Origin of the sequence: Rhodoferax sp. (assembly GCF_028714215.1) — a bacterium.
In the GTDB taxonomy this organism is placed as follows: Bacteria; Pseudomonadota; Gammaproteobacteria; order Burkholderiales; family Burkholderiaceae_C; genus Rhodoferax.
Genome location: NZ_JAQTMS010000014.1, coordinates 1 through 21,739, shown reverse-complemented (window position 1 = coordinate 21,739; position 21,739 = coordinate 1). Strand labels below are relative to the sequence as shown.

At 63.5% G+C, this 21,739-nt stretch carries 19 protein-coding genes; 12 read left to right on the top strand and 7 right to left on the bottom strand.

All coding sequences use genetic code 11. The features are described 5' to 3' along the window. Positions 1–3: 3 nt before the first annotated feature. The 6 genes from PHS32_RS08675 to PHS32_RS08650 form a co-directional block, all read right to left on the bottom strand. Positions 4–252, bottom strand: a complete 249-nt coding sequence (locus PHS32_RS08675; RefSeq protein WP_301078527.1) for a hypothetical protein — start codon at positions 250–252, stop codon at positions 4–6. Positions 253–274: 22 nt separating this feature from the next. Continuing rightward, positions 275–1,849: a type II and III secretion system protein family protein gene (locus tag PHS32_RS08670; RefSeq protein WP_301078526.1), complete on the bottom strand. Its 1,575-nt coding sequence runs from the start codon at positions 1,847–1,849 to the stop codon at positions 275–277. Positions 1,850–1,866: 17 nt separating this feature from the next. Then, positions 1,867–2,739, bottom strand: a complete 873-nt coding sequence (gene cpaB / locus PHS32_RS08665) for a Flp pilus assembly protein CpaB (RefSeq protein WP_301078525.1) — start codon at positions 2,737–2,739, stop codon at positions 1,867–1,869. 176 nt (positions 2,740–2,915) lie between these two features. Next, entirely contained in the window at positions 2,916–3,515 is a 600-nt protein-coding gene (locus tag PHS32_RS08660) for an A24 family peptidase (protein ID WP_301078524.1), read from the bottom strand. 30 nt (positions 3,516–3,545) lie between these two features. Next, positions 3,546–3,740: a Flp family type IVb pilin gene (locus PHS32_RS08655; protein WP_301078523.1), complete on the bottom strand. Its 195-nt coding sequence runs from the start codon at positions 3,738–3,740 to the stop codon at positions 3,546–3,548. A gap of 103 nt (positions 3,741–3,843) precedes the next feature. Further along, positions 3,844–4,038, bottom strand: coding sequence for a Flp family type IVb pilin (locus PHS32_RS08650; RefSeq protein WP_301078522.1), 195 nt, complete (start codon positions 4,036–4,038; stop codon positions 3,844–3,846). Between the two features lie 314 nt (positions 4,039–4,352). On the opposite strand from PHS32_RS08650, the gene PHS32_RS08645 reads away from it, so the two are divergent. The 7 genes from PHS32_RS08645 to PHS32_RS08615 all read left to right on the top strand — a co-directional run bounded on the left by PHS32_RS08645 (position 4,353) and on the right by PHS32_RS08615 (position 13,638). Next, positions 4,353–6,407, top strand: coding sequence for a hypothetical protein (locus PHS32_RS08645; RefSeq protein WP_301078521.1), 2,055 nt, complete (start codon positions 4,353–4,355; stop codon positions 6,405–6,407). A gap of 117 nt (positions 6,408–6,524) precedes the next feature. Then, positions 6,525–6,983 carry a GtrA family protein gene (locus tag PHS32_RS08640; RefSeq protein WP_301078520.1) on the top strand — a complete coding sequence of 153 codons (459 nt, stop codon included), beginning with the start codon at positions 6,525–6,527 and terminating at the stop codon, positions 6,981–6,983. Further along, complete coding sequence (locus PHS32_RS08635; protein ID WP_301078519.1) at positions 6,976–8,502, top strand: NAD(P)/FAD-dependent oxidoreductase; 1,527 nt, start codon at positions 6,976–6,978, stop codon at positions 8,500–8,502. Before PHS32_RS08640 ends, PHS32_RS08635 begins: the two co-directional genes overlap by 8 nt. A 399-nt stretch (positions 8,503–8,901) precedes the next feature. Then, positions 8,902–10,329, top strand: coding sequence for an efflux transporter outer membrane subunit (locus PHS32_RS08630; RefSeq protein WP_301078518.1), 1,428 nt, complete (start codon positions 8,902–8,904; stop codon positions 10,327–10,329). A gap of 26 nt (positions 10,330–10,355) precedes the next feature. Continuing rightward, the gene (locus PHS32_RS08625) at positions 10,356–11,675 is read left to right on the top strand and encodes an efflux RND transporter periplasmic adaptor subunit (RefSeq protein WP_301078517.1); all 1,320 of its coding nucleotides are present in this window, start codon (positions 10,356–10,358) and stop codon (positions 11,673–11,675) included. Continuing rightward, positions 11,672–12,433 (top strand): ABC transporter ATP-binding protein, encoded by a 762-nt coding sequence (locus PHS32_RS08620; protein ID WP_301078516.1) that lies wholly within the window; start codon positions 11,672–11,674, stop codon positions 12,431–12,433. Before PHS32_RS08625 ends, PHS32_RS08620 begins: the two co-directional genes overlap by 4 nt. Further along, positions 12,433–13,638, top strand: a complete 1,206-nt coding sequence (locus PHS32_RS08615; RefSeq protein ID WP_301078515.1) for an ABC transporter permease — start codon at positions 12,433–12,435, stop codon at positions 13,636–13,638. The genes PHS32_RS08620 and PHS32_RS08615 overlap by 1 nt, the downstream gene beginning before the upstream one ends. Before the next feature lie 88 nt (positions 13,639–13,726). On the opposite strand, the gene purN is transcribed toward PHS32_RS08615, so the two are convergent. Further along, on the bottom strand, positions 13,727–14,320 hold the full coding sequence (purN, locus tag PHS32_RS08610) for a phosphoribosylglycinamide formyltransferase (protein WP_301078514.1): 594 nt from the start codon (positions 14,318–14,320) through the stop codon (positions 13,727–13,729). Positions 14,321–14,333: 13 nt separating this feature from the next. Here purN and PHS32_RS08605 point away from each other — a divergent pair, with 13 nt between their 5' ends. From PHS32_RS08605 to PHS32_RS08585, 5 genes are all read left to right on the top strand, one after another. Further along, complete coding sequence (locus PHS32_RS08605) at positions 14,334–15,026, top strand: YceH family protein (RefSeq protein ID WP_301078513.1); 693 nt, start codon at positions 14,334–14,336, stop codon at positions 15,024–15,026. 98 nt (positions 15,027–15,124) lie between these two features. After that, positions 15,125–16,303, top strand: coding sequence for an acyl-CoA dehydrogenase family protein (locus PHS32_RS08600; protein ID WP_301078512.1), 1,179 nt, complete (start codon positions 15,125–15,127; stop codon positions 16,301–16,303). 132 nt (positions 16,304–16,435) lie between these two features. Next, complete coding sequence (locus tag PHS32_RS08595) at positions 16,436–17,548, top strand: acyl-CoA dehydrogenase family protein (protein ID WP_301078588.1); 1,113 nt, start codon at positions 16,436–16,438, stop codon at positions 17,546–17,548. Positions 17,549–17,966: 418 nt separating this feature from the next. Next, a complete protein-coding gene (locus tag PHS32_RS08590) occupies positions 17,967–19,649 on the top strand; it encodes a ShlB/FhaC/HecB family hemolysin secretion/activation protein (RefSeq protein WP_301078511.1) in 1,683 nt (560 codons plus the stop codon). 15 nt (positions 19,650–19,664) lie between these two features. Continuing rightward, the coding region (locus PHS32_RS08585) for a filamentous hemagglutinin N-terminal domain-containing protein (protein WP_301078510.1) at positions 19,665–21,739 on the top strand (2,075 nt) is incomplete at its 3' end.

Below are 21,739 nucleotides of genomic sequence, written 5' to 3'. Positions count from 1 at the left end.
GCCCTACTGAGTGCCGGTCGTGTTGATGACTTCAAACGTTTTGGGCGGCGCCTTGAAGGAATCCTGGTAGCGTTCCTGGGCGCTGACCGCGGCCTTGCCGTCCAGCCCCAGCACCGGGTCCTGGTTGGCCGGCGTCGCCGGATTCAAGGTTTGGGCCTGCCGGGCGGAGCGCACGGCGTCGCCAAATTTGGCTTCGTAATTCGGAGCCACCGACGCGCAACCGGCCATCACGCCGAGAAGCAATGTGAGCATGATCTTGTTCATCATTTTTCCTTTACTGTTTTGCGGCAGGTGCCGCTGCCGAACCTTCCACATTGCCGTAGAGGAAGACATCGGTCCGGTTCGGTTCAACATGGTTGCCGGTGGGCAAAAGCGGGACTTGCGCCAACGGTCTGACCAGACGCGGCGTGATCACGAAAAGCAATTCGGTCTGATCCTTCTGAAATTCGCTGCTGCGGAACAAGGCGCCCAGCACCGGCACTTCGCCCAGACCCGGGAAACGCTTGATCGCCGTCGTCGAATTGTTCTTGATCAGTCCCGCGATGACGAAGCTTTGGCCGTCATTGAGTTGCACCGTGGTATCGGCCCGGCGCACTGTGAGAGAAGGAAGAATGGACGTCGTGCCGTTGACCGAAGTGAAGGGCGAGCCGACTTGCGACAGGTCGGACACCTCGGACAGCAGTTTGAGATTGATGCGTGTGCCGTCCAGCACGGTAGGCGTGAAACGCACGCCGATACCGAACTCCTTCTCTTCCAGTGTGATGGCGGATCCGCCGACACCGGCGGCCGTGGACTGGGACACCGGGATGTAGATTTTTCCACCCGAAAGGAAGCTGGCGGACTGACCGCTGACCGCCATGATGTTGGGCTCGGCCAGTATGCGCACCAGGCCATCGTCGTTCTGGCCATCCACATTCAAGGCAGTTTTCCCGACATTCAGGGCTTCCATCAAACCGCCACCCTTGCTCAGGAAGTCGGACAACAGGGAGAACACGTTTTCACCGCCGTTGCCAGTGCGCCGGATGGCCACGCTGGCGCCCAATTTGTCGATCAAGGTCTTGCTGACTTCGGCGATCTTCACCTCCAGCATGACTTGCTGCGCCTGCGCCACCTGCAACAGGTTGACCACCTTGGCGCCACCCTCGCCCCCGCCTCCACCGCCCGCTCCCACCGAAAGGGTGGTTCCTGGTTTGGCCTTGGCATCCCCGGCGGTGACCGGCAGAATCAGGTTTTTGTTGATGTCACGCACAAAGGCATTGGCGATGTCTTCGGCATTCTTGGCCTTCATGGCACTGGAAACCACGCCGGTCAGGATCACCGAGTCGGCGGCCGGGCGAACCCGGATGCCTTTTTCATCCGGCAGCAAGTCGCGCAGCTTTTTTTCCATCCGTTCGGCGTCGATGCTGACGTTGACATCGATCGCTGTGGTGGCCCCGCCCTTGCGCCAGATCACCAGATTGGTCGAACCGGAGTTCTTGCCCAACAGGTAGATCTCGACCGGGCTGATCAGCGATACATCGGCAATGCTGGGGTTACCGACCGAAATGCGCTCGATCGGGGACGGAATGCGCATCAGCGTGGATTTGCCGATGGTCAGTTCCAGCGCGGTGCCGACAGTGGCAAACTCGGTGCTGGTGACAGGGGCGACAGGACCGGTCACGGCACTGGTGCCCTTGATGACCGTTGCCTTTGGCGCCTGGCTTTGCGCCTGCGCCGGGGCCGCCAAGCCCAGACCCACACTGGCGGCCAGCAGGCAGGCGCTGGCCAGCATTTCGACACGCCAGCCAACGGAGCGGGCTTGGCGACGCGGGGTCACGGTGGCGTGGCGGGTTTGTGATGCTGTATTCATTTTGGCTTCCTTCGAAATCAGAATTCGGAATTGGCTTTTTGCACACCGCGGATCACCTCGACGTTGACGGTGGCGGGGGGCACCGGACGCGACGCGGCTGCGACTGGCGGGCGGGCCTTGATGACGCGGCGCGGCGCTGTTGATGCTGCTGGCGCCGATGCCACGCTCGATACTGCGGCCGCCACGACCGGCACCACCGCTTCCTTGCCCAGCAAGTCCTCACGCTGCACGCCGACGGTCAGCGTCTCCTTGCTGTCGATCGGATTGCGCAGCACCAGGGATAAGGCGCCAATGCTGCGCGCCAGGTCGATTTTTTCGGCCTGCTCGGGCGTTACCTCCAGCGTGACGGCATTGACCACCTTGGGCTTGGTCTCGTCACGGTTGGCCTCCTGCGCCACCGCCAGTACCAGGATCCGGTTCAGCACGATCTTCGACACCGGCTTGTTTCTGTTGTCCGAGATATGGACCATGACATCGACAAAGCTGCCGGGCAGGGCGAAACCGGCGACGCCGACGACTTCATTGACCTTGACGCTGATGGCCCGTTTGCCATTTTGAATAAGGGACGGCAGGCCGCCCTTGGTGCCCAGCGGCGCCAGTTTGGGCTCCAGCACAGGCTCACCCTTGAACACCTGGGACAAAACCACCCGGCCTTCGAGTTTTTTCAGATCCACGAAAGCGCCGGCCGGTACCGCGCTGGCTGGCCAGGGGGCCTGCTGCAGCATCACCGCCGTCAGCGGTACGCCGGGTTCAAGATCGTTCGACGCGACAACGACCGGAGTCGTGTTTTGAGCGGCTTGCTGTCCAACCCAGCGCGCGGCCAGAATGACCGCCGCGACCCCTGCTACCAGAGATAACAGGATCATGACAATTGCACGTGTGCTTCTCATTTTTCACACTCCTAAGTTCCGTTGTTCCGAACAACTTTTTGCGGCGCATCGCCGACGCCAAAATAAATCTTCCACGCCCACTCGATGCGAACCGGCGCTGCCGGACGAGGCGCGATGCGAAACAGTGTTGGTTCGGCTTGCATGGCAGTGGGCTGGTTTTTTTGTGAAGGTCAAAATCAGTAGCCGATGAACGCTGCGCCACCGGTCAGGCGCCAATAGCTGTAGAGCGCCAAACCGCTGGCAAAGGCCAGGGCGTAAGGCATGCGGTCGGCAGACTGGGTAGCCGGATCAAAACCTGGCGCGGCGCCACGCCCCAGACTGCCAAGTGCCAGTCTGACGTTACTCAGGACCAGGCGGGACTTGCCGCTCCACAGCATGCGTGCCACTGCCAGCACGCCGCCCATGACCAGAATGCTCAGGGCCAGATTGAGTGCCTCCATGGGGCCGACAAAACTGCCCACGGCGGCCATCAGCTTGACATCGCCCGCCCCCATGGCACGCAGCCCATACAGAGGCAAGAATGCGAGCAGGCCGATGGCGGCGCCCAGCACGGCACCGCTCAGCCCCAAGGCCCCGGGGAAATGGCTGAACAGACCGGCACGGCCGTTGTCCGGTCCCAGCACATTGAGGGTCACACCGGCACCCAGCATCAGCAGCACCAGCACGTTGGGGATGCGCCGCTCGCGGGTATCGGCCTCCACTGCGATCAGCATGGCCAGGGCAAGTAGCGCAAGGCACCACAGTTGCCAGGTTGCCGGGGTGATGTCGGGATGCACTTGGAAACTCCTTGCTGGCCGGTGATGGTGTCAAGTTCGGCAACTCGCGGGGGCGTCGAAGCACTGTTTGAGTTCCAGAAAGAAGGCATGCACCTGTTGCCCGAGCAGTAACACGGTGACCGTGACGGCCACCGCGATGATGGCGGCAATCAGGGCGTACTCGATGGCCGTCACGCCATCTTCGTCACGCAGAAATCCGCAGGCGACAGAAAAAACCTGATTCATGATGCACACCAAGCCTCGCACAAGAACCGACGTTCAAGAACCTGCAACAACCCTGCCCGCAAGGGGCAAGGTCGCTGCCGGACCAGTCAAGCGCGCGACCGCGTCACGAACCGCAACTCGCCGGCGTCGTGAGACAGGTCTTGATTTTTTTGAACACCGAATCCAGTTCCTGTCCCACCAGGTAAACCGTGGCGATGACGGCGACCGCGATCAACGCGGCGATCAGGCCATACTCGATGGCGGTTACGCCCTCTTCGTCGCCCAGGAATTTGCGGGTTGCAAGAAAAGCCTTGTTCATGATGAATCTCCAGTCCAGTTGACAAACCAGCCACCCCCTTGGGCAACTGACCGATAAGCAGAAGCCGGTGATACCCGACCAAGCGACCGACCGGGTACCTGTACAGAAGAATCAAACTTGCTTCGGTTAAAGGGACACGAACCCGTCTCTGCTTGGGAGGCATCGTGCATCGCACCACCCCATGCGCTGTTGATAACAATCAACATCGGCATCGATTTGCTTTTGCGGCACAGTCGCGCGCTTGGGTCGGGCAATTCGGTCCTGTGCGCTGCGGCCTCGGGCAACACCTTCCTGGTCGCAGCGCATCGACTACCATGACAGCTGTCTCAACCGTCCAGGGGGCACAACGTGACGACCAAGTATCGGCAGTGCGCCATGTCGAAACCGATGGCGGGCAGGCCATGAATGCAGCCCGGCCGGAAACGCGGCAGCCAGCTGTCGGGACGGTGCAGCGGGCTGTTCTGGTCAGTCTTCTGCTGCTCGGAATATGGCTGTTTTCCCATCCCTGGGAAGGCATCTGGCACGACGGCCGGCTGTATGCGCTGCAGGCGCTTTCGCGGCTGCGCCCGGATGCGTATGCCAAGGACCTCTTTTTCTTCTCCGGCTCGCAGGACGACTACACTTTTTTCAGTCCGCTCTACGCAGCGCTGATTTCTCTGATGGGCCTGCACGCGGCGGCCATTACCCTGCAGCTCGCCGCCTACCTGCTGTGGCTGGGCGCGGCGGCATGGCTGCTGGGCAGCCTGCTGCAAGGCTTCCCGTTCTGGCTCGGGCTGACCCTGATTGTGGCCATGCCGCGCGGCTATGGCGGCTCTGCCGACCTGTTGCGCTATGCCGAGTCTTTTCTCACGCCAAGGCTGATTGCGGAAGGCCTGACGCTGTTGTCGCTGGCCATGATGCTCAGGGGAAAACGACTGGCCGCGCTGGCGACGCTGAGTGCCGCTTTTGCGATGCACCCCCTGATGGCACTGGCCGGTGCCGGCTGGGTCGGTTTTCATGCTGCCATGAAACGCCCCAGGGTGGTATTGGGTGCTGCCGCGGTCGGACTCGCCTTGCTGTCTGGCCTGGTATTTCTCGCCGTTGCACCCTTCGACCGGCTGCTGCTGGGCATGGACCCACAGTGGTTTGAACAGGCGTTTGCCAGGTCACCGTTTGTTTTCTGGGACGGCTGGAGGCCCGAGGACTGGCTGAACCGGGTTCTGCTTTCCTTCAGTCTGCTGGCCACCGCGGGCCTCGCGACCCAGGACGCGCAGCGGCGCGTCTTCCTGGCCGGTCTGCTGGTCGGCGGCAGCGCCCTGCTGCTGACCTGGCTTGGCACATCGCTGTTGCACAATGCCCTGCTGATCCAACTCCAGCCATGGCGCTCGCTTTGGCTGGTCCAGCTGTTTTCCTATATCGCCGCCGCCGGGCTGGTGGCCCGGTTTTGGCAGCGCGGCGAGGTCTATCGCGTTCTTCTGTTGGGCTTTCTCGCCGCCAGCGTGACCCTCGATAGCGCCGGTGGCGTGCTGGCCCTGCTGTGCGCCGCCCTGTTCATCCGGCAGGCGCGCTCAGGCAAGGAAATAGCCTTCTCAGGAACCGCCATCCGGCTGCTGTACCTGATGGCGCTGCTGCTTGCGGTTTTGTGGCTGGCCAACGCAGGGCTGGTCGCCGCTACCGAGCCGGCGACGCTGACCGGCCCGCGCAATCACCTGGTCGGCCTTGCGTTCCACTGGATCAGGGAATTGCTGGCGGGTGGCGGCAGCGCAGTCCTCGCGATCGGACTCTTCCTGGCCGTCTGGCGGTATGCGCCCGATCAGCGGAAATTTGTTCATCTTGGCGCGCTGGCGGGCGTCTTGTTCCTGTTGTTCCTGTCGATGGCGATGTGGTACCGGCCCAACCCGCGGCAACGCTATTACGAGCAGCGGGCGCTACAGGATCCGATCCCGTCGTTTACCCGGCAGATCCCGATCGATGCCCTGGTGTACTGGGAAAACGATGTCACCATGAGCTGGTTTGCGCTGGCTCGCGCCAATTACGCCTCGACCCTGCAAACGGCCGGCACCGTGTTTTCACGCCGCACCGCCATCGAGGGGAAAAGGCGCATGGACCGGCTGCGCGCACTGGGTCCGCAAGACAGCATGTTCGACTGGTGGGGCCATGCGTCGGGGCTGCCCGTGGCAAGTGTCGGGGGATTGCTGCATCTGTGCCACGACCCGCTGCTGGACTACGCCGTCCTGTCGCAGGATTTCGGAGCCGGCGTGATGGAACAGTACTTCGACCCGCTCGCGTCGCAACGCTTCTATCTGTACGACTGCGCCTGGCTGCGGCAAAACTTCGCTGACACCTGGACAAGCCTTGGTTCCGGCAGAAAAAGTGGTGCGGCGCCTTAAGAACTTGACGCTCTTTGATATTTCTCATCTCGAAAGCGGCAATCCCTGAATTTAATCGTCCGCAACGGGTACGCAGTGGAGGGCCAGTTTGGTCCCGGCGTGCCGCAGGACGATTTCGTGAATTCAGCCCGCTCCATCACTCTCACAACGGACAGCCTGCTGGCGCAGTTTGGCCGCTACTTTCTGGTCGGCGGCGGGGCCTTTATCAACGACTTTGCGCTGCTCTACGTGCTGACGGAATTCGGTCATCTGCATTACCTGCTGTCCGCTTCCCTGGCCTTCCTGGCCGGTACTGCCGTCAATTACTCGTTGTCGGTGAGCTGGGTATTCGAGCACCGCAGCGTCGACAACCGGATGCACGAGTTCGCGCTATTTGCCCTTATCGGAATTCTCGGCCTGGTCTTCAACGCCGCGCTGATCTGGGTTTTCACGGAGCTGGCCCAACTGCATTACCTGGGCTCCAAGATGATCGCCGCGACATTGATCCTGCTGTTCAATTTCGGTGCCCGCAAGGCATTGCTTTTCTCAGCCGGGCCTGGCGCCAAAAGATCGGCGCTGAAACAGTCCAATGCCTGAGCAGACCGCCCTCATCATCGGCGCCGGGCCGGCCGGTCTTACCGCCGCGCTGGAAATGCTCAGACGCACCGGCATCAAGCCGATCGTTCTGGAACACAGTGTGGACGTCGGCGGCATTTCAAAAACCGTCGCCTACAAGGGCAATCGCATGGACATCGGCGGCCACCGCTTCTTTTCCAAGTCGGACTGGGTGACGCAGTGGTGGCAGGAGATTCTTCCCGTCGAGCCCGATCCGGCCCAGCCCGACCGGCAACTGCTGAGCCGCTCGCGGCTGTCGCGAATCTATTTCCTGCGCCGCTTCTTCGACTACCCGATCAAGCTCAATCCCCGCACCGTTCACAATCTGGGCGCCGCCCGGCTCCTGAAAATCGCCGCCAGTTACGGCTACGTCTCGCTCTTTCCGCGCACGCCTGAACGCAACCTGGAAGACTTCATCGTCAACCGCTTCGGGCGGGAACTCTACCTTACCTTTTTCAAGGACTACACGGAAAAAGTATGGGGCGTGCCGTGCGACAGGATCAGCCCGGAATGGGGTGCGCAACGCATCAAGGGGATTTCGATCTGGGCCGCCTTGCGGCATGCGGCAAGAAAAATAGTTGACGGCAGCGCCGCTGCCGCGCGCCAGCAGGAAACCCAGACCAGTTTGATTGAACGCTTCCACTATCCCAAGTTCGGACCGGGGCAAATGTGGCAGACGGTGGCCGACCGAGTGACGCTGGGCGGCGGCGAGATCCGCTTTCAGCACCGCGTCACCGGCATCGCCCTGGAGAGCGGCCGGGCCGTGTCCGTCTGCGGCGTGAATCAGAACAGCGGAGAACCTTTTTGCATTCCTTGCGACTATTTGTTCTCCACCATGCCGGTGCGGGATCTGGTTGCCGGCATGACGCCGGCGCCGCCGCAAGAGGTGCTGCGGGTCGCCAACGGCCTGCAGTACCGTGATTTTCTGACCGTCGGCCTGCTGCTGAAAAAAATGAAATCCCATCCGCATGCGCAGTCCGACTCGGCCAACCATCTGCCGCCCGACAACTGGATTTACGTGCAGGAAAAAGACGTTCGTATCGGCCGCTTGCAGGTCTTCAACAATTGGAGTCCCTATCTGGTCAAGGACCCGTCCAGCATCTGGCTGGGGCTGGAATATTTCTGCAACGAGGGCGACGACTTGTGGCAGATGGCGGACGACGACCTGGTGCGCTTGGGCGCCGCCGAGCTTGCCAAAATCGACCTGATCGATACCCAGGATGCAATCGATGGCGTGGTGGTGCGCATGCCCAAGGCCTACCCGGCCTATTTCGGTACCTATGACGAGTTCAAGCACGTCAAGGATTACGCCGACTCGATTGAAAACCTGTTCCTGATCGGCCGCAACGGCATGCACCGCTACAACAACCAGGACCATTCCATGCTCACCGCCAGGCTGGCCGTGGAGAACCTCGTCAACGGCGTCAAGTCGAAGCAGAATATCTGGGACGTCAACATCGACGACGAGTACCATGAGGAAGATTGCCGCGCTTCTGGATGACGCGGCCATCGGCCGCGGACCGGCAGGTCCGGCGCCGGCTTTACCTGACCTTCACGGAGCTGCGCCATTAAGAACTTGTCCGTAAATAACTGGGGGTCGCGCAAATGGATTTTCGGGATGGGATGCGAGGCGCAAAATCCAAGCCAAGGCTGCTTGCCTTGGCTGATTTTGTAACGAAGCAGACCGCCCGAAAATCCTTTTGCCCACAGGGTTGGGTCGAAATCGGGCGATTTGCCCACCAAATTCCTTGCATGGGCAGGCAGCCCATGCTGCGAAATGTTGGCGGACAACTCATCCCGATTGCGTCCCAACGCGGCCCTCAGTTATTTACGGACAAGTTCTAATTCATTTGTCTGGATCACAATGGCAACTCCAACGCACTCTGAATTGCAGGAACCGATGGCCTCACAACAACCCGAATCACCGTGGCCCCGCAGCCGGCCGTCCGCCAGTGCGACGCATGCCGCGCTGGCCACGGTACTCGCCATCGCCTTGTGCGGCTGCTCGTCCTGGTCACCCACGACCCCGCCGGTGCCCGACATCGCAGTCCCGGCAGCCTGGTCCGGCAGCAACGCCAGCGTTTTGCCCGCGACGTCACTGGCGCAGTGGTGGCAGCGCTTCAACGACCCCTTGCTGAGTTCGCTGGTGACCCAGGCCTTGCAGGCCAACACCAGCATCCAGTCGGCACGGGCGGCGCTGCAACAGTCGCGCGCCCTGCGCGACGTCAAGGGGGCCGCCCTGCTGCCCGGTGTGGCGGGCTCCGCTTCGGCCCAGCGCAGCAAGTCCGGCGAGCAGGACGCCAGCAACAGTTTCCGGGTCGGTCTGGATGCCAGTTGGGAAATCGATGTCTTTGGCGGCAATCGCAGCGCCCTGAGCGCCGCCGAGGCCGACACCCAGGCGGCCGCCGCAACGCTGGCCGACACGCAGGTATCGGTGGCTGCCGAGGTGGCGCTGGCCTACCTCCAGCTGCGCGGTCAGCAGGCACGCTTGCAGATCGCCCGCGACAACCTGACGAGCCAGCATGAAACCCTGCAAATCACCGACTGGCGCGCGCAGGCTGGGCTGATCACTTCGCTGGAGGTGGAGCAGGCGCGCGCCGCCAGCGAACAGACCGGCGCCCAGATTCCCGCACTGGAGACCAGCATCGCCACCAGCCGGCACAGCCTGGCGGTGTTGACCGGCCAGCCCCCGGCGGCGCTGGAATTGTTGTTGACGCCGGCGCAGCCGGTGCCCCATGCGGCGCCAGATCTGGCCCTGAGCATTCCGGCGCAAACCCTGCGCCAGCGAGCCGACGTGCGCGCGGCCGAACACCGCATCAGCGCGGCGCTGGCACGGGTCTCGGCCGCTGACGCGGCGCGCTTCCCCGGCTTTTCGATCGGCGGCTCACTGGGCCTCAATGCCCTGACGCTGGGTACGCTGACCAACAGTGCCTCGGTGGTCAGCGCCTTGATGGGCAGTGTCTCGATTCCCCTGTTTGATGGCGGTGCCGCGCGGGCTCAGGTGCAGGCCCAGGAAGCGGCGCTGGAGCAGGCGCGCGCCGGCTACCAGGCAGTCGTCCTGACGGCCCTGAAAGATGTGGAAGACGCACTGGTGGCGCTGGCCGGCGACCGCACGCGATGGGGCCACCTGCAAAACGCCGCCACGGCGGCGGCCAACGCCGCCTTGCTGGCGCAGAACCGCTACAGCAGCGGCCTGATCGACTTCCAGACCGTGCTGCAGACCCAGCGCACGCTGCTGACGGCACAAGACAGCGTGGCCAGTGCCAGCACCGACATCAGCACCGACCATGTGCGCCTGTACAAGGCGCTGGGCGGCGGCTGGAATTGATACAACCTGAATTTCTGGAAACCATCATGACAAGCGAAGCCGCCACCAGCAAACCTGGGACCCCCACCGATCTGCAAGCCGTTCTGGATGAGGCGCCGCCGCAGGTCTGGTGGCGCCGCGGCATGGTCTGGGTTACGGCGGGACTGGTGCTGCTGGCGGCAGCGGGCATCTATTTCTGGCAAGCGAGCGCCAGGAACAATGCGGCGCCGGTCTTTGTGACCGAAGCGGTGGGGCGCGGCAACCTCACCTTGACCGTGGCCGCCAACGGCACGATACAGCCCACCACCTCGGTCAGCATTGGCAGCGAGCTCTCGGGCACCGTGCTGCGCGTGCTGGTGGATGTGAACGACAAGATCAAAAAAGGCCAGGTGCTGGTGGAACTCGATACCGCCAAGCTGAACGATCAGGTGGCGCGCTCGCGCGCCGCACTGGCCTCCGCGCTGGCCAAGGTGACACAAACCGAGGCCACGGTCAAAGAGGCGCAGAGCAACCTGGCGCGACTGGAAGAAGTGGCGCGCCTGTCAGGTGGCAAAGTGCCGTCCAAGGCCGAACTCGACACCGGCCGGGCCACCCTGGAACGCGCGCGGGCCGACGAGTTGAGCGCCCGTGCCAGCGTGGCCGACGCCCGCGCGGCAGCGTCGACCGATGAAACCAATCTGTCCAAAGCTTCGATCCGTTCTCCCATCGACGGTGTCATCCTGACCCGCACGGTGGACCCCGGCAATGCGGTGGCCGCCTCGCTGCAGGCGGTCACCCTGTTTACCGTGGCCGGGGATCTGGCCAAGGTCAGGCTGCAGGTGAATGTGGACGAAGCCGATGTCGGATCGGTCAAAGCGGGGCAAAAGGCCAGCTTCACCGTCAGTGCCTACCCGTCCCGCAAATACCCGGCCACCGTCACCCGCGTGGCGTATGGCTCCACCACCACCGACAACGTGGTGACCTATGTGACCTACCTCGACGTTGACAACACCGACCTGTCGTTGCGTCCCGGCATGACGGCCTCGGCCACGATCACGTCGACCGAACGGCAAGATGTGCTGCTGGTGCCCAACACGGCACTGCGCTTCACGCCAACGCAGACCGCTGGCAAATCGGGTGCCGCCAAGTCCAGTGGCGGCATTGTGTCCAGCCTGATCCCGCGCATGCCGCGTGGCGGGGCTGCCAAAACCGCCTCCGGCAGTGGCGTGGCGGCACGACAGGTATGGGTACTGCAGGGTGGCGCGGCGGTGGCTGTCAGTGTGACCCCCGGCATCAGCGACGGCCGCATGACCGAGATCACCGCCGGCGAATTGCAGGCCGGCATGCAGGTGATCACCGACCAGCGCAGCGCCGGGACGGCACCATGAGTGAAGTCCCGCTGATCCAGCTCAAGCGGGTGATTAAGGTCTATGGCCAGGGGGCCACGGCATTGCAGGCGCTCAAGGGCGTCGACCTGCAAATCGAAGCCGGTGACTTTGTCGCCATCATGGGCCCCAGCGGCTCGGGCAAGTCCACCGCGATGAATGTGCTGGGTTGTCTGGACACCCCCACGACCGGCGAATACCTGTTTCGCGGCATGCATGTCGAGACCCTGTCACGCGACCAACGGGCGCGCTTGCGCCGGCGCTTTCTGGGTTTTGTTTTCCAGGGCTTCAACCTGCTGGCGCGCACCTCGGCGCAGGAAAACGTGGAACTACCCCTGCTCTACCGGGGCGAATCGGCCAAGGCGCGCCACGCGGCCGCCAGCAAGGCGCTGGCCTCCGTCGGCCTGACCGGCTGGGAACACCACACGCCGGCCGAGTTGTCGGGCGGACAGCAGCAGCGGGTGGCGATTGCCCGCGCCATCGTCACCGAGCCGGCGGTGCTGCTGGCCGATGAGCCGACCGGCAACCTCGACACCCAGCGCAGCCGCGAAATCATGGAACTGCTGTGGGGTCTGAACGTGAATCTGGGCATCACCGTGCTGATGGTGACGCACGAGGCTGACATGGCGGCCTACGCCAAACGCATCGTGCATTTTGTCGACGGTGTGGTGGACAACGACCAGCCCAATCCACACCCGGCCGGGCTGCATCAGGTGTCACTCGCCACGCCAGCGGCGCCAGCGCCGACGGAGGTCGCCTGATGCTGCTCAACACCTTGCTATTGGCCCTGCGCTCGATCCGGCGCAACCTGCTGCGCTCGTTTCTGACGATCCTGGGCATCGTGATCGGCGTCAGTGCCGTCATCACCATGGTCACCTTGGGCAACGGCGCCACCCTGGCGGTGCAGAACCAGATCTCCAGCCTGGGCACCAACCTGCTGCAGGTGCGTCCCGGCCAGCGCATGATGGGCCCGGGCGGCGGCGGCGCACCGGCCTTCAAGGACGTGGATGCCGAAGCCATCGCCAGCCAGATTGGCGGCATCGCTGCCGTGGCGCCCGAGGCGCGCACTGGCGCCACCCTGGTGGCCTACGGCCGCAACTGGACCAGCAGCGTCATCGGCAGCAGCAACGCCTGGCTGATCACCGGCAACTGGAAGCTGGAAGACGGACGCGAATTTTCGGACGACGAACTGCGCGCCGGCTCGGCCGTCTGCCTGATTGGCGCAACGGTGCGGCGCGAACTCTATGGCACGCGGCCGGTCGTCGGAGAACAACTGCGCGTGAAGCAGATCTCCTGCGCCATCGTAGGCGTGCTGGCCTCCAAGGGCCAGGGCAGCTTCGGCAACGACCAGGACGATGTGGTGCTGGTGCCGCTCAAGACGCTGCAACGCCGCATCACCGGCAATACGCGCGTCAACACCTTGCTGGTGTCGATGATGGACGGCAGCGACGCCAACCGCGTCAAGGCCAGCATCACCCAGCTGCTGCGTGAGCGGCGCAAGCTGGCCGACAGCGATGAGGACAACTTCAATGTGCTCGACACCAAGCAACTGGCCGACACCTTGTCCGGCACCACCAAGGTGATGACCATGCTGCTGGGCGCGGTGGCGGCGGTGAGCCTGCTGGTGGGCGGCATCGGCATCATGAACATCATGCTGGTCAGTGTCACCGAGCGCACGCGCGAGATCGGGCTGCGCCTGGCCATTGGCGCGTTGGAGCGCGAGGTGTTGTTGCAGTTCCTGATCGAGGCGGTGGTACTGGCGTCGCTGGGCGGCCTGATCGGCATCGTGCTGGCTACCATCGCGTCGATCGTGCTGGCCGGTGTGATGCAGGTGCCCTACCTCTTCAACCCGACCATCAACCTGCTGTCGTTCCTGTTCTCGGCCGGCATCGGCGTGCTGTTCGGCTTCTTCCCGGCCCGCCGCGCCGCCCGGCTGGACCCGATCGAGGCGCTGCGGCACGAGTGACCAACTTTGTCATCCCGGCGCAGGCCGGGATCCAGTACGCCGAGGCATGGATCCCGGATCAGGTCCGGGATGACAGCCAAAATTCAAGCTATCTTTCTTCCAGTAACCTGGCAATCGCCTGCGGATAGATCAGGTGCTCCTGCGTCAGCACGCGCGCCGCCAGCGTCTCCGGCGAGTCGCCGGGCAGCAGCGGCACGGCGGCTTGCGCCAGGATCGCGCCGCAGTCCACTTCGGCCGTCACCTGATGCACCGTGGCGCCGGCCAACTTGCAGCCCGCTTCGATGGCGCGACGGTGCGTGTGCAAGCCCGGAAAAGCCGGCAGCAGCGAGGGATGGATGTTGATCAGGCGGCCGGCGTAATGGTTGACGAAGCCCGGCGTCAAAATGCGCATGAAGCCGGCCAGCACCACCAGGGCCGGTTGCCCCGGTTCGTCGTAGCGGTCGATGAGCTGGGACAGCGCCGCGTCGAAAGCCTGCCGGCTGTCAAAGCTCTGGTGCTCCAGCACGGCGGTGGCAATGCCCTGCCGGGCCGCAAAAACCAGGCCTTGGGCCTGCGCCTTGTTGCTGATGACGGCCGCCACGCGGGCGCCCCATTTTTCCTGCCAGCACTCACGCTGCGCGGCATTCACGATGGCTGCCATGTTGGAGCCGCCGCCAGAGATCAAAATAACGATGTTTTTCATACCTGACCGAATTATGACCTTGACCACTTCCGAGACGCCCGCCACGGCACCCCCAACGCCCCTGCTCAGCCCGACCGAGGCGCGCGTGCTGGGCACCCTGATGGAGAAAGCCCGCACCGTGCCCGACAGCTATCCGCTGACGCTCAATTCGCTGCTGCTGGGCTGCAACCAGAAATCCAGCCGCGAACCCCTGATGGAGCTCGATGAATCCGAGGTCGCCGAGGCGCTGGACCGCTTGAAGAGCGCCGGCCTGGTGCGCGAAAGCAGCGGCGGCCGCACGACGCGCTACGAGCACAATTTTCAGCGCGGCATCGGCGTGCCCGAGCAGTCGGCCGTGCTGCTGGGACTGCTGATGCTGCGCGGTCCGCAAACCGCCGGTGAGCTGCGCCTGAACACCGAACGCTGGTACAAATTTGCCGACATCTCCTCGGTCGAGGGCTTCCTGGAAGAGTTGCAGGAGCGCGCAGCTGAGAAAGGCGGCCCCCTGGTGCTCAAGCTGGCACGCGCGCCGGGCACCCGCGAGCAACGCTGGGCGCACCTGCTGTGCGGACCGGTGGATGCCACCCAGAGTGGCGGGCCAACCGGCTCCGCCAGCGGCGGCACCAGCGAGCGCCTGGCGCAGCTCGAAGCACAAGTGGCGCACCTGACCGAAACAGTGCAGAAACTGTGCACGGAACTGGGCCTGTCACCCCCCGGACAGACATAATCGAACGACCGTGCTAAAACGCACATTCAGTGACGACCCAGTTGCAGCAAGTTGGGTCGCAGCGAGGAAAAGTACGTACCCTGACTGGAGAGCGATCTATGGATTTGGCATTTACCCCTGAAGAGCAGAAGTTTCGCGCCGACATTCGCGCCTGGGTGCGCGAGAACCTGCCGGCCGACATTTCACACAAAGTCCACAACGCCTTGCGCCTGAGCCGTGACGACATGCAACGCTGGGGCAAGATTCTGGGCAAAAAAGGCTGGCTTGGGCACGCCTGGCCGAAGGCCTTTGGCGGCCCCGGCTGGAGCGCGGTCGAGAAGCATTTGTTCGAGGAAGAATGCGCCCTGGCCGGCGCCCCGCGCGTGGTCCCGTTCGGCCCGGTGATGGTGGCGCCCGTCATCATGGCCTTTGGCAACGCCCAGCAGCAGCAGCGCTTTCTGCCGGGCATCGCCAGTGGCGAAGTTTGGTGGAGCCAGGGTTACAGCGAACCGGGTTCCGGCTCGGATCTGGCCTCGGTCAAGACCAAAGCGGAGCGTCAGGGCAACAAGTACGTCGTCAACGGCCAGAAGGCCTGGACCACGCTGGGCCAGTACGGCGAATGGATCTTCTGCCTGGTGCGCACCAGCAACGAGGGCAAGCCCCAGACCGGCATCAGCTTCCTGCTGATCGACATGAAGTCGCCCGGCGTGACGGTGCGCCCGGTGGTCCTGCTGGACGGCGAGGCCGAGGTCAACGAAGTCTTTTTCGACAACGTGGAAGTGCCGCTGGAGAACCTGATCGGCGAGGAGAACAAGGGCTGGACCTACGCCAAGCACCTGCTCAGCCACGAGCGCACCAACATTGCCGACGTCAACCGCGCCAAGCGCGAGCTGGAGCGCCTGAAACGCATCGCCAAGGCCGAGGGCGTTTATTCCGACACCCGTTTTCGCGACGAAATCGCCAAGCTGGAGGTCGACGTGGTGGCGCTGGAAATGCTGGTGCTGCGGGTGCTTTCGGCCGAGAAATCGGGCAAGCAGTCGCTCGACATTGCCGGCTTGCTGAAGATCCGCGGCAGCGAAATCCAGCAGCGCTACAGCGAACTGATGATGCTGGCGGCCGGCCCCTACGCCCTGCCGCTGATTTACGAGGCGATGGAAGCCGGCTGGCAGGGCGATGCCATTGGCGCTGCCTACTGCGCGCCGCTGGCCTCCACTTACTTCAACCTGCGCAAGACCACCATTTACGGTGGCAGCAATGAAGTGCAACGCAACATCGTTTCCCAGGTGGTACTGGGCTAGAACACGGGCTTTGTCATTGCGGGTAGAGCCTGTCCTGAACTTGATTCAGGAACCCGCAATCCATGGGCACCGGATCGGGCCCGCCCCGGACTCCGATCCGGGGTCCGGGATGACGCAAAAAAGGAGAGCATGATGGATTTCAATTTTTCTGACGATCAAGAACAACTGCGCGACGCGGTTCGCAAATGGGTTGACAAGGGCTACGGCTTCGAGCGCTACCGCGCTACGGTGAAAGCCGGCGGCTTTTCACGCGCCGCCTACGGCGAGTTGGCCGAACTGGGACTGTGTGGCCTGTACGTGCCGGAAGCCCACGATGGCATGGGCATGGGGCCGGTCGAAGGCATGGTGGTGATGGAGGAGCTGGGACGCGGCATGGTGCTGGAGCCGCTCAAGCAGAGCCTGATCGCCGGGGCCGTGCTGGCCGGCTATGCGCCGGATGCGGTCCAGACCCAGTGGCTGCCCAAAATCGCCAGTGGCGAGGCCTTGCTGGTGCTGGCCTACCAGGAGCGCGCCGCGCGCTACCGGCTCGATGTCTGCACTACCCAAGCGACGCAGACGGCGGACGGCTGGAAACTGAGCGGTGCCAAAAGCCTGGTGCCGGCCGGCGACCAAGCGGAAGCGTTTATTGTTCCCGCCACGGTGGATGGCAAACTGGCCTTGTTCTTGGCAGCACGCACTGATGGCGTCGCCAGCCGCGGCTACGGCACGCAGGACGGCAGCCGGGCGGCGGAGTTGACCTTGCAACAGGCCAGCGCCAGTCTGATCACGCTGGACGGTTTGACGGCACTGGAACACGCGGTCGACATCGGCATTGCCGCCAGTTGCGCCGAAGCCATCGGCGTGATGGACAAGACCATGGCCATTACCGCCGAGTACCTGAACACGCGCAAACAGTTTGGCGTCTTCATCAGCAGCTTCCAGGCCTTGCGCCATCGCGCCGCCGACATGAAGATGCAGCTCGAACTGGCGCGCTCCATGAGCTACTACGCCGCGCTCAAACTCAATGCGCCGACAGCCGAGCGCCGGGCCGCCATGGCCCGGGCCAAATTCCAGTTGGGAAATTCGATGCGCTTTGTCGGCCAGCAGGCGGTGCAATTGCACGGCGGCATCGGCGTCACCGACGAATACATCGTCAGTCACTACTTCAAGAAACTGACCCAGTTGGAGATGACTTTCGGCGATACCTTGCATCACCTGGGCGAGGTCTCCAGCCGGATGCAGGACACGGCCGGCGTCTTTGCCTGAAGCACCGGGAGGCCAGGCGTCCCCAGGGCACCCCGGGGGCGTGGGCCTGACCAAAAGCCTGGGCCGGCGCCGTAAGAGCCCTTCTTGCACGGCGATTTCAATGGGCCGGCCAGAGCCCATGGCTGATCATCAAAGTAAAGCCGACCACCTGTACTTCCTTTGATTTAAATCAGCAAGCACTGCACCGGCCCAAGAGACTATTCGCCTTGGAATAGTTCGCCAAATTGCAAAGCAGATGGCGTTGCTTACTCATTCGACTGTTGCGGGCAGCCTTCACGTCACTTGCGTGCAGATGATGGTGGTCGAGTCACTGTGAATACAGCGCAGTTTCTCGCCTATCAAATCGATTGCTTCGAACGGGGCACGGGTAAACCACCCATTGCATGGCACAACCTATGGCAAGGGAGGGGCTGTGAGATTGAATCAGATTTCGGTGCTGGCGCTGCTCATTTTTTCCACCGGCCTGGCGCTAGGTCAGTCGGTACCGGATGCGGGGAGTTTGCGCCAACAGATTGAACAAGGCCGGGAACCCCCCTTGCCGCGCAAGGCGCTTCCCGCCAAACCCGCCGAACCGGCTGCGATGCGAGCACTGGCAGGCGTTGTCGTCACGGTGAAATCCTTCCGCTTCAGCGGCAACACCCTGCTTACTGATGCGCAGCTGGCACCGGTCGTAGCCGACTATCTCAACCGTCCGGTCGATTTTGCACAGCTTCAGGCAGCGGCGGCGGCGGTCGCCAACGCTTATCGCGAAGCCGGCTGGATCGTGCGCGCCTACCTGCCGGCACAGGATATCAAGGACAACGTTGTCACGATACAGATCGTTGAATCCGTCTTCGGCAGCGTGCACCTCGACGGCGCAGTGCCGCCGCGCATTCAGCGTTCCACTGTTCTCGACCTGTTTGATGCGCGGCAGAAAGCTGGGCAACCCCTCGATGCCGCAGCCCTTGACCGGGCACTTCTGCTGGCCGACGACCTGCCCGGCGTGACCGTTTCCGGCCTGCTGCGAGAAGGTGCCGGAGCCCGCGAAACTGACCTTGTCTTGAAACTCGCCGCTGAACCCCTGGTCGCCGGCGAAGCCGCCATCGACAATGCCGGCGCCCGCTCCACCGGCAGCGACCGTGTCACCGCCAACCTCACGCTCAACAGCCCTTTTAGTCTGGCTGACCTGGCGGCAGTCAATGCCATCCACACGCAGGGCAGTGACTATGTCCGTCTTGGCTACACGTTCCCGGTGGGTAGCGATGGCTGGCGCACGGGCGCCAATCTCTCGGCCTTGAACTACCGGCTGGTCGCCCCCGAATTCACCGCACTCGATGCCCGGGGCAGATCCGGCACGGCCGGCTGGGAAGCCAGCTACCCGATCATCCGTTCGCGTCTCAAGAATCTCTATTTCAACACCAGCTTCGACCACAAGACCTTCGACAACCAATCGGGCGGCGCAACCACGACGCAGTACCAGAGCAACTCGCTGACCCTCGGCCTGGCTGGCAACCTGTTCGACAAGTTGGGCGGAGGGGCGGCCAACAGTGCCAGTCTGGCGCTCATCGAAGGGTCTCTCAATCTGGACGGCTCGCCCAGTCAGGCCGCCGATGCCAGCACGGCGCAGACCGCCGGCCGGTTCGCGAAACTGCGCTTCGCCGCCAGCCGCCAGCAGACGATCACCGACACCCTCTCCTTGTTTGCCGCGCTGTCGGGCCAACGCAGCAGCAAGAATCTCGACTCCTCGGAGAAGTTTTATCTTGGGGGAATGACCGGCGTGCGCGCTTATCCGGCCGACGAAGCCGCCGGTGCCGAAGGCGAACTGCTTAATCTCGAACTGCGCTGGCGACTGCCGCAAGGGTTCAATGTGGCGTGCTTCTATGACCATGGCCACGTCACCATCAACCACAACAACAACTTTGTCGGCGCCGCCGCGCTGAACGACTATCGCCTCAAGGGGGCCGGCCTGTCGCTGGCCTGGCAGTCCAGCAGCGGACCCAGCCTGAAAGGTACCTGGGCCCGGCGCATCGGCGACAACCCGAATCTCACGGCCACCGGCAACGACCAGGATGGCTCACTGCGCAAGAACCGATTCTGGCTGACCGCCAGCCTGCCGTTCTGATTCCGGAGCACGCTCATGAACACATGCTATCGACTGATCTGGAACGAGGTCGCCCGGACCTGGGTGGCTGTCTCCGAAATTGCCAAGACCAGAAGCAAGCGCGCCGCGGTGGCCCTTCTGCTTGCGGCCACCGGGGTCGCCGTGGCCGCACCGCCGAACCCGCCGGCGCCGACACGCCTGCCGACCGGTGGACAGGTCGTCGCCGGAACGGCCAGCATCGCGCAAAGCGGCGCGCTGATGAACATCAACCAGAGTAGCCAGCGCGCCGCCATCGACTGGCAGACCTTCAACGTCGGCAGTGCCGCGCAGCTCAATTTCAATCAGCCGGGCACCGGCAGCGTCACTCTCAACCGCGTGCTCGACAGCAATCCGAGCCAGATTTTCGGCAAGATCAGCGCGCCGGGTCAGGTCTTTCTGACCAATCCCGGCGGTGTCTATTTCGCGCCCGGGGCGAGCGTCGATGTGGGTGCTCTGGTGGCGACGACGCACAGCCTCTCCAATAACGACTTCATGGCCGGAAACTACACCTTCAGCCGCCATGGGGCGACCGGCAGCATCGTCAATGAAGGCAATTTGACCGCCTCGCCGGGCGCTTACATCGCGCTGCTGGCGCCCGAAGTCAGGAACCGCGGCGTGATCGTCGCGCAGCTGGGCACGGTGGCCCTCGCGGCCGGCGAAACGTACCAGTTGCAGTTCGACTCCAGCAACACCCTGGCCAACATCCTGGTCACAGCGGCGACGATGCGGGCGCTGGTGGAAAACGGCCATGCCGTGCAAGCACCCGGCGGCCTCGTCATTCTGTCGGCGCAGGCGGCGGACCAGTTGCAGGGCAGCGTGGTCAATAACAGCGGCGCCATCGTGGCGCAAGGCATGACCAGCAACGGTGGCGTCATCCGCCTTGACGCCGGCAATGGCCAGACTGGCGTTACCGGTACCCTGGACGCTTCCTCGACTGTTGGAACGGGTGGGCGCATCGTCGTCACCGGCGAAGCGGTTCACATAGGGGACGCGGCCCACCTCACCGCCAGCGGCAAGTCCGGCGGCGGCGAGGTGCTGGTCGGCGGCTCGTGGCAGAACACCGATGCCGCCGTTCGGCAGGCCATAACCACCACCGTGGCGAAGACCGCGTTGCTGGAGGCCAGCGCCACCGAAGTCGGCGCCGGCGGCACGCTGACCGTCTGGTCGGATGTAGCCAACCCCAACTCGGCAACCCGCGCCTATGGCACCTTGCTGGCCAAGGGCGGCGACAACGGCGGAGACGGCGGCCGGATCGAGACATCGGGGCATTCCGTGGATACGGCTGGGGCCAGCGTCAGCGCCGCCGCCCCCAGGGGCAAAGGTGGCCTGTGGCTGATTGACCCGCCAGGCTCCACCACCATTACCCAGGCGGTTGCCGATGTCTATGTGGCGACACTCAACACGGGGACCAGCGTCCTCGACAACGTGGCCGGCAGCATCACCACGGACAGCAACGTCAGCATCGCCAAGACCCTTGGTGGCAACGCAACGCTGACATTGAAGTCGACCGGTTCCATTTCGTTCGGTTCAGGAACCAGCATCAGTTCCACATCCGGCCAACTGGATACGATTCTGTCGGGTAACGGCGGCATCACCCTCAACTCCGGCAGCAGCATCAACACGGGCGGCGGCGCCATCGTCATGGGCGGTGGGACTTGCAGCACTGCCGGTTGTTCGGCGGCGGCAAAAGGCACGGGACTCGGCGAAACGGGCGGCATCTACCTCTATGGCACCAGTGGCGGCCGGGTGACACTCAACTCGGGTGGCGGTGCCATCAAGATGTGGGGAGAGGGGCCCAACAATGGCGGTTCCGGAATCTTGTTCGGCTATACCAGCGTGGATAGCGGCGCAACCGGTTCAGTCTGGCTGAAGGGAGACGGCTATTACAACAATACTGCCGCCTATTCCAACGGCCACGGCATTTGGCTGGGAGACGGAGCAAGCACGATCAGGGGCGGCAGTGGCGGCATGACGCTGATCGGCAGTGCCAATACAAACGGTTGGGGTCAGTGGTCTTATGCGATACGGTTAACGTCCGGGTCGGCGGCCTATACCACCAACGGCGGGTTGCT

What these genes read in the sequence shown, in the direction of transcription:
- PHS32_RS08675 (WP_301078527.1), bottom strand. Translation starts at nt 252, where the DNA reads ATGCTCACATTGCTTCTCGGCGTGATGGCCGGTTGCGCGTCGGTGGCT.
- PHS32_RS08670 (WP_301078526.1), bottom strand. Translation starts at nt 1,849, where the DNA reads ATGAATACAGCATCACAAACCCGCCACGCCACCGTGACCCCGCGTCGC.
- cpaB (WP_301078525.1), bottom strand. Translation starts at nt 2,739, where the DNA reads ATGAGAAGCACACGTGCAATTGTCATGATCCTGTTATCTCTGGTAGCA.
- PHS32_RS08655 (WP_301078523.1), bottom strand. Translation starts at nt 3,740, where the DNA reads ATGAATCAGGTTTTTTCTGTCGCCTGCGGATTTCTGCGTGACGAAGAT.
- PHS32_RS08650 (WP_301078522.1), bottom strand. Translation starts at nt 4,038, where the DNA reads ATGAACAAGGCTTTTCTTGCAACCCGCAAATTCCTGGGCGACGAAGAG.
- PHS32_RS08645 (WP_301078521.1), top strand. Translation starts at nt 4,353, where the DNA reads ATGACAGCTGTCTCAACCGTCCAGGGGGCACAACGTGACGACCAAGTA.
- PHS32_RS08635 (WP_301078519.1), top strand. Translation starts at nt 6,976, where the DNA reads ATGCCTGAGCAGACCGCCCTCATCATCGGCGCCGGGCCGGCCGGTCTT.
- PHS32_RS08630 (WP_301078518.1), top strand. Translation starts at nt 8,902, where the DNA reads ATGGCCTCACAACAACCCGAATCACCGTGGCCCCGCAGCCGGCCGTCC.
- PHS32_RS08625 (WP_301078517.1), top strand. Translation starts at nt 10,356, where the DNA reads ATGACAAGCGAAGCCGCCACCAGCAAACCTGGGACCCCCACCGATCTG.
- PHS32_RS08620 (WP_301078516.1), top strand. Translation starts at nt 11,672, where the DNA reads ATGAGTGAAGTCCCGCTGATCCAGCTCAAGCGGGTGATTAAGGTCTAT.
- PHS32_RS08615 (WP_301078515.1), top strand. Translation starts at nt 12,433, where the DNA reads ATGCTGCTCAACACCTTGCTATTGGCCCTGCGCTCGATCCGGCGCAAC.
- purN (WP_301078514.1), bottom strand. Translation starts at nt 14,320, where the DNA reads ATGAAAAACATCGTTATTTTGATCTCTGGCGGCGGCTCCAACATGGCA.
- PHS32_RS08605 (WP_301078513.1), top strand. Translation starts at nt 14,334, where the DNA reads ATGACCTTGACCACTTCCGAGACGCCCGCCACGGCACCCCCAACGCCC.
- PHS32_RS08600 (WP_301078512.1), top strand. Translation starts at nt 15,125, where the DNA reads ATGGATTTGGCATTTACCCCTGAAGAGCAGAAGTTTCGCGCCGACATT.
- PHS32_RS08595 (WP_301078588.1), top strand. Translation starts at nt 16,436, where the DNA reads ATGGATTTCAATTTTTCTGACGATCAAGAACAACTGCGCGACGCGGTT.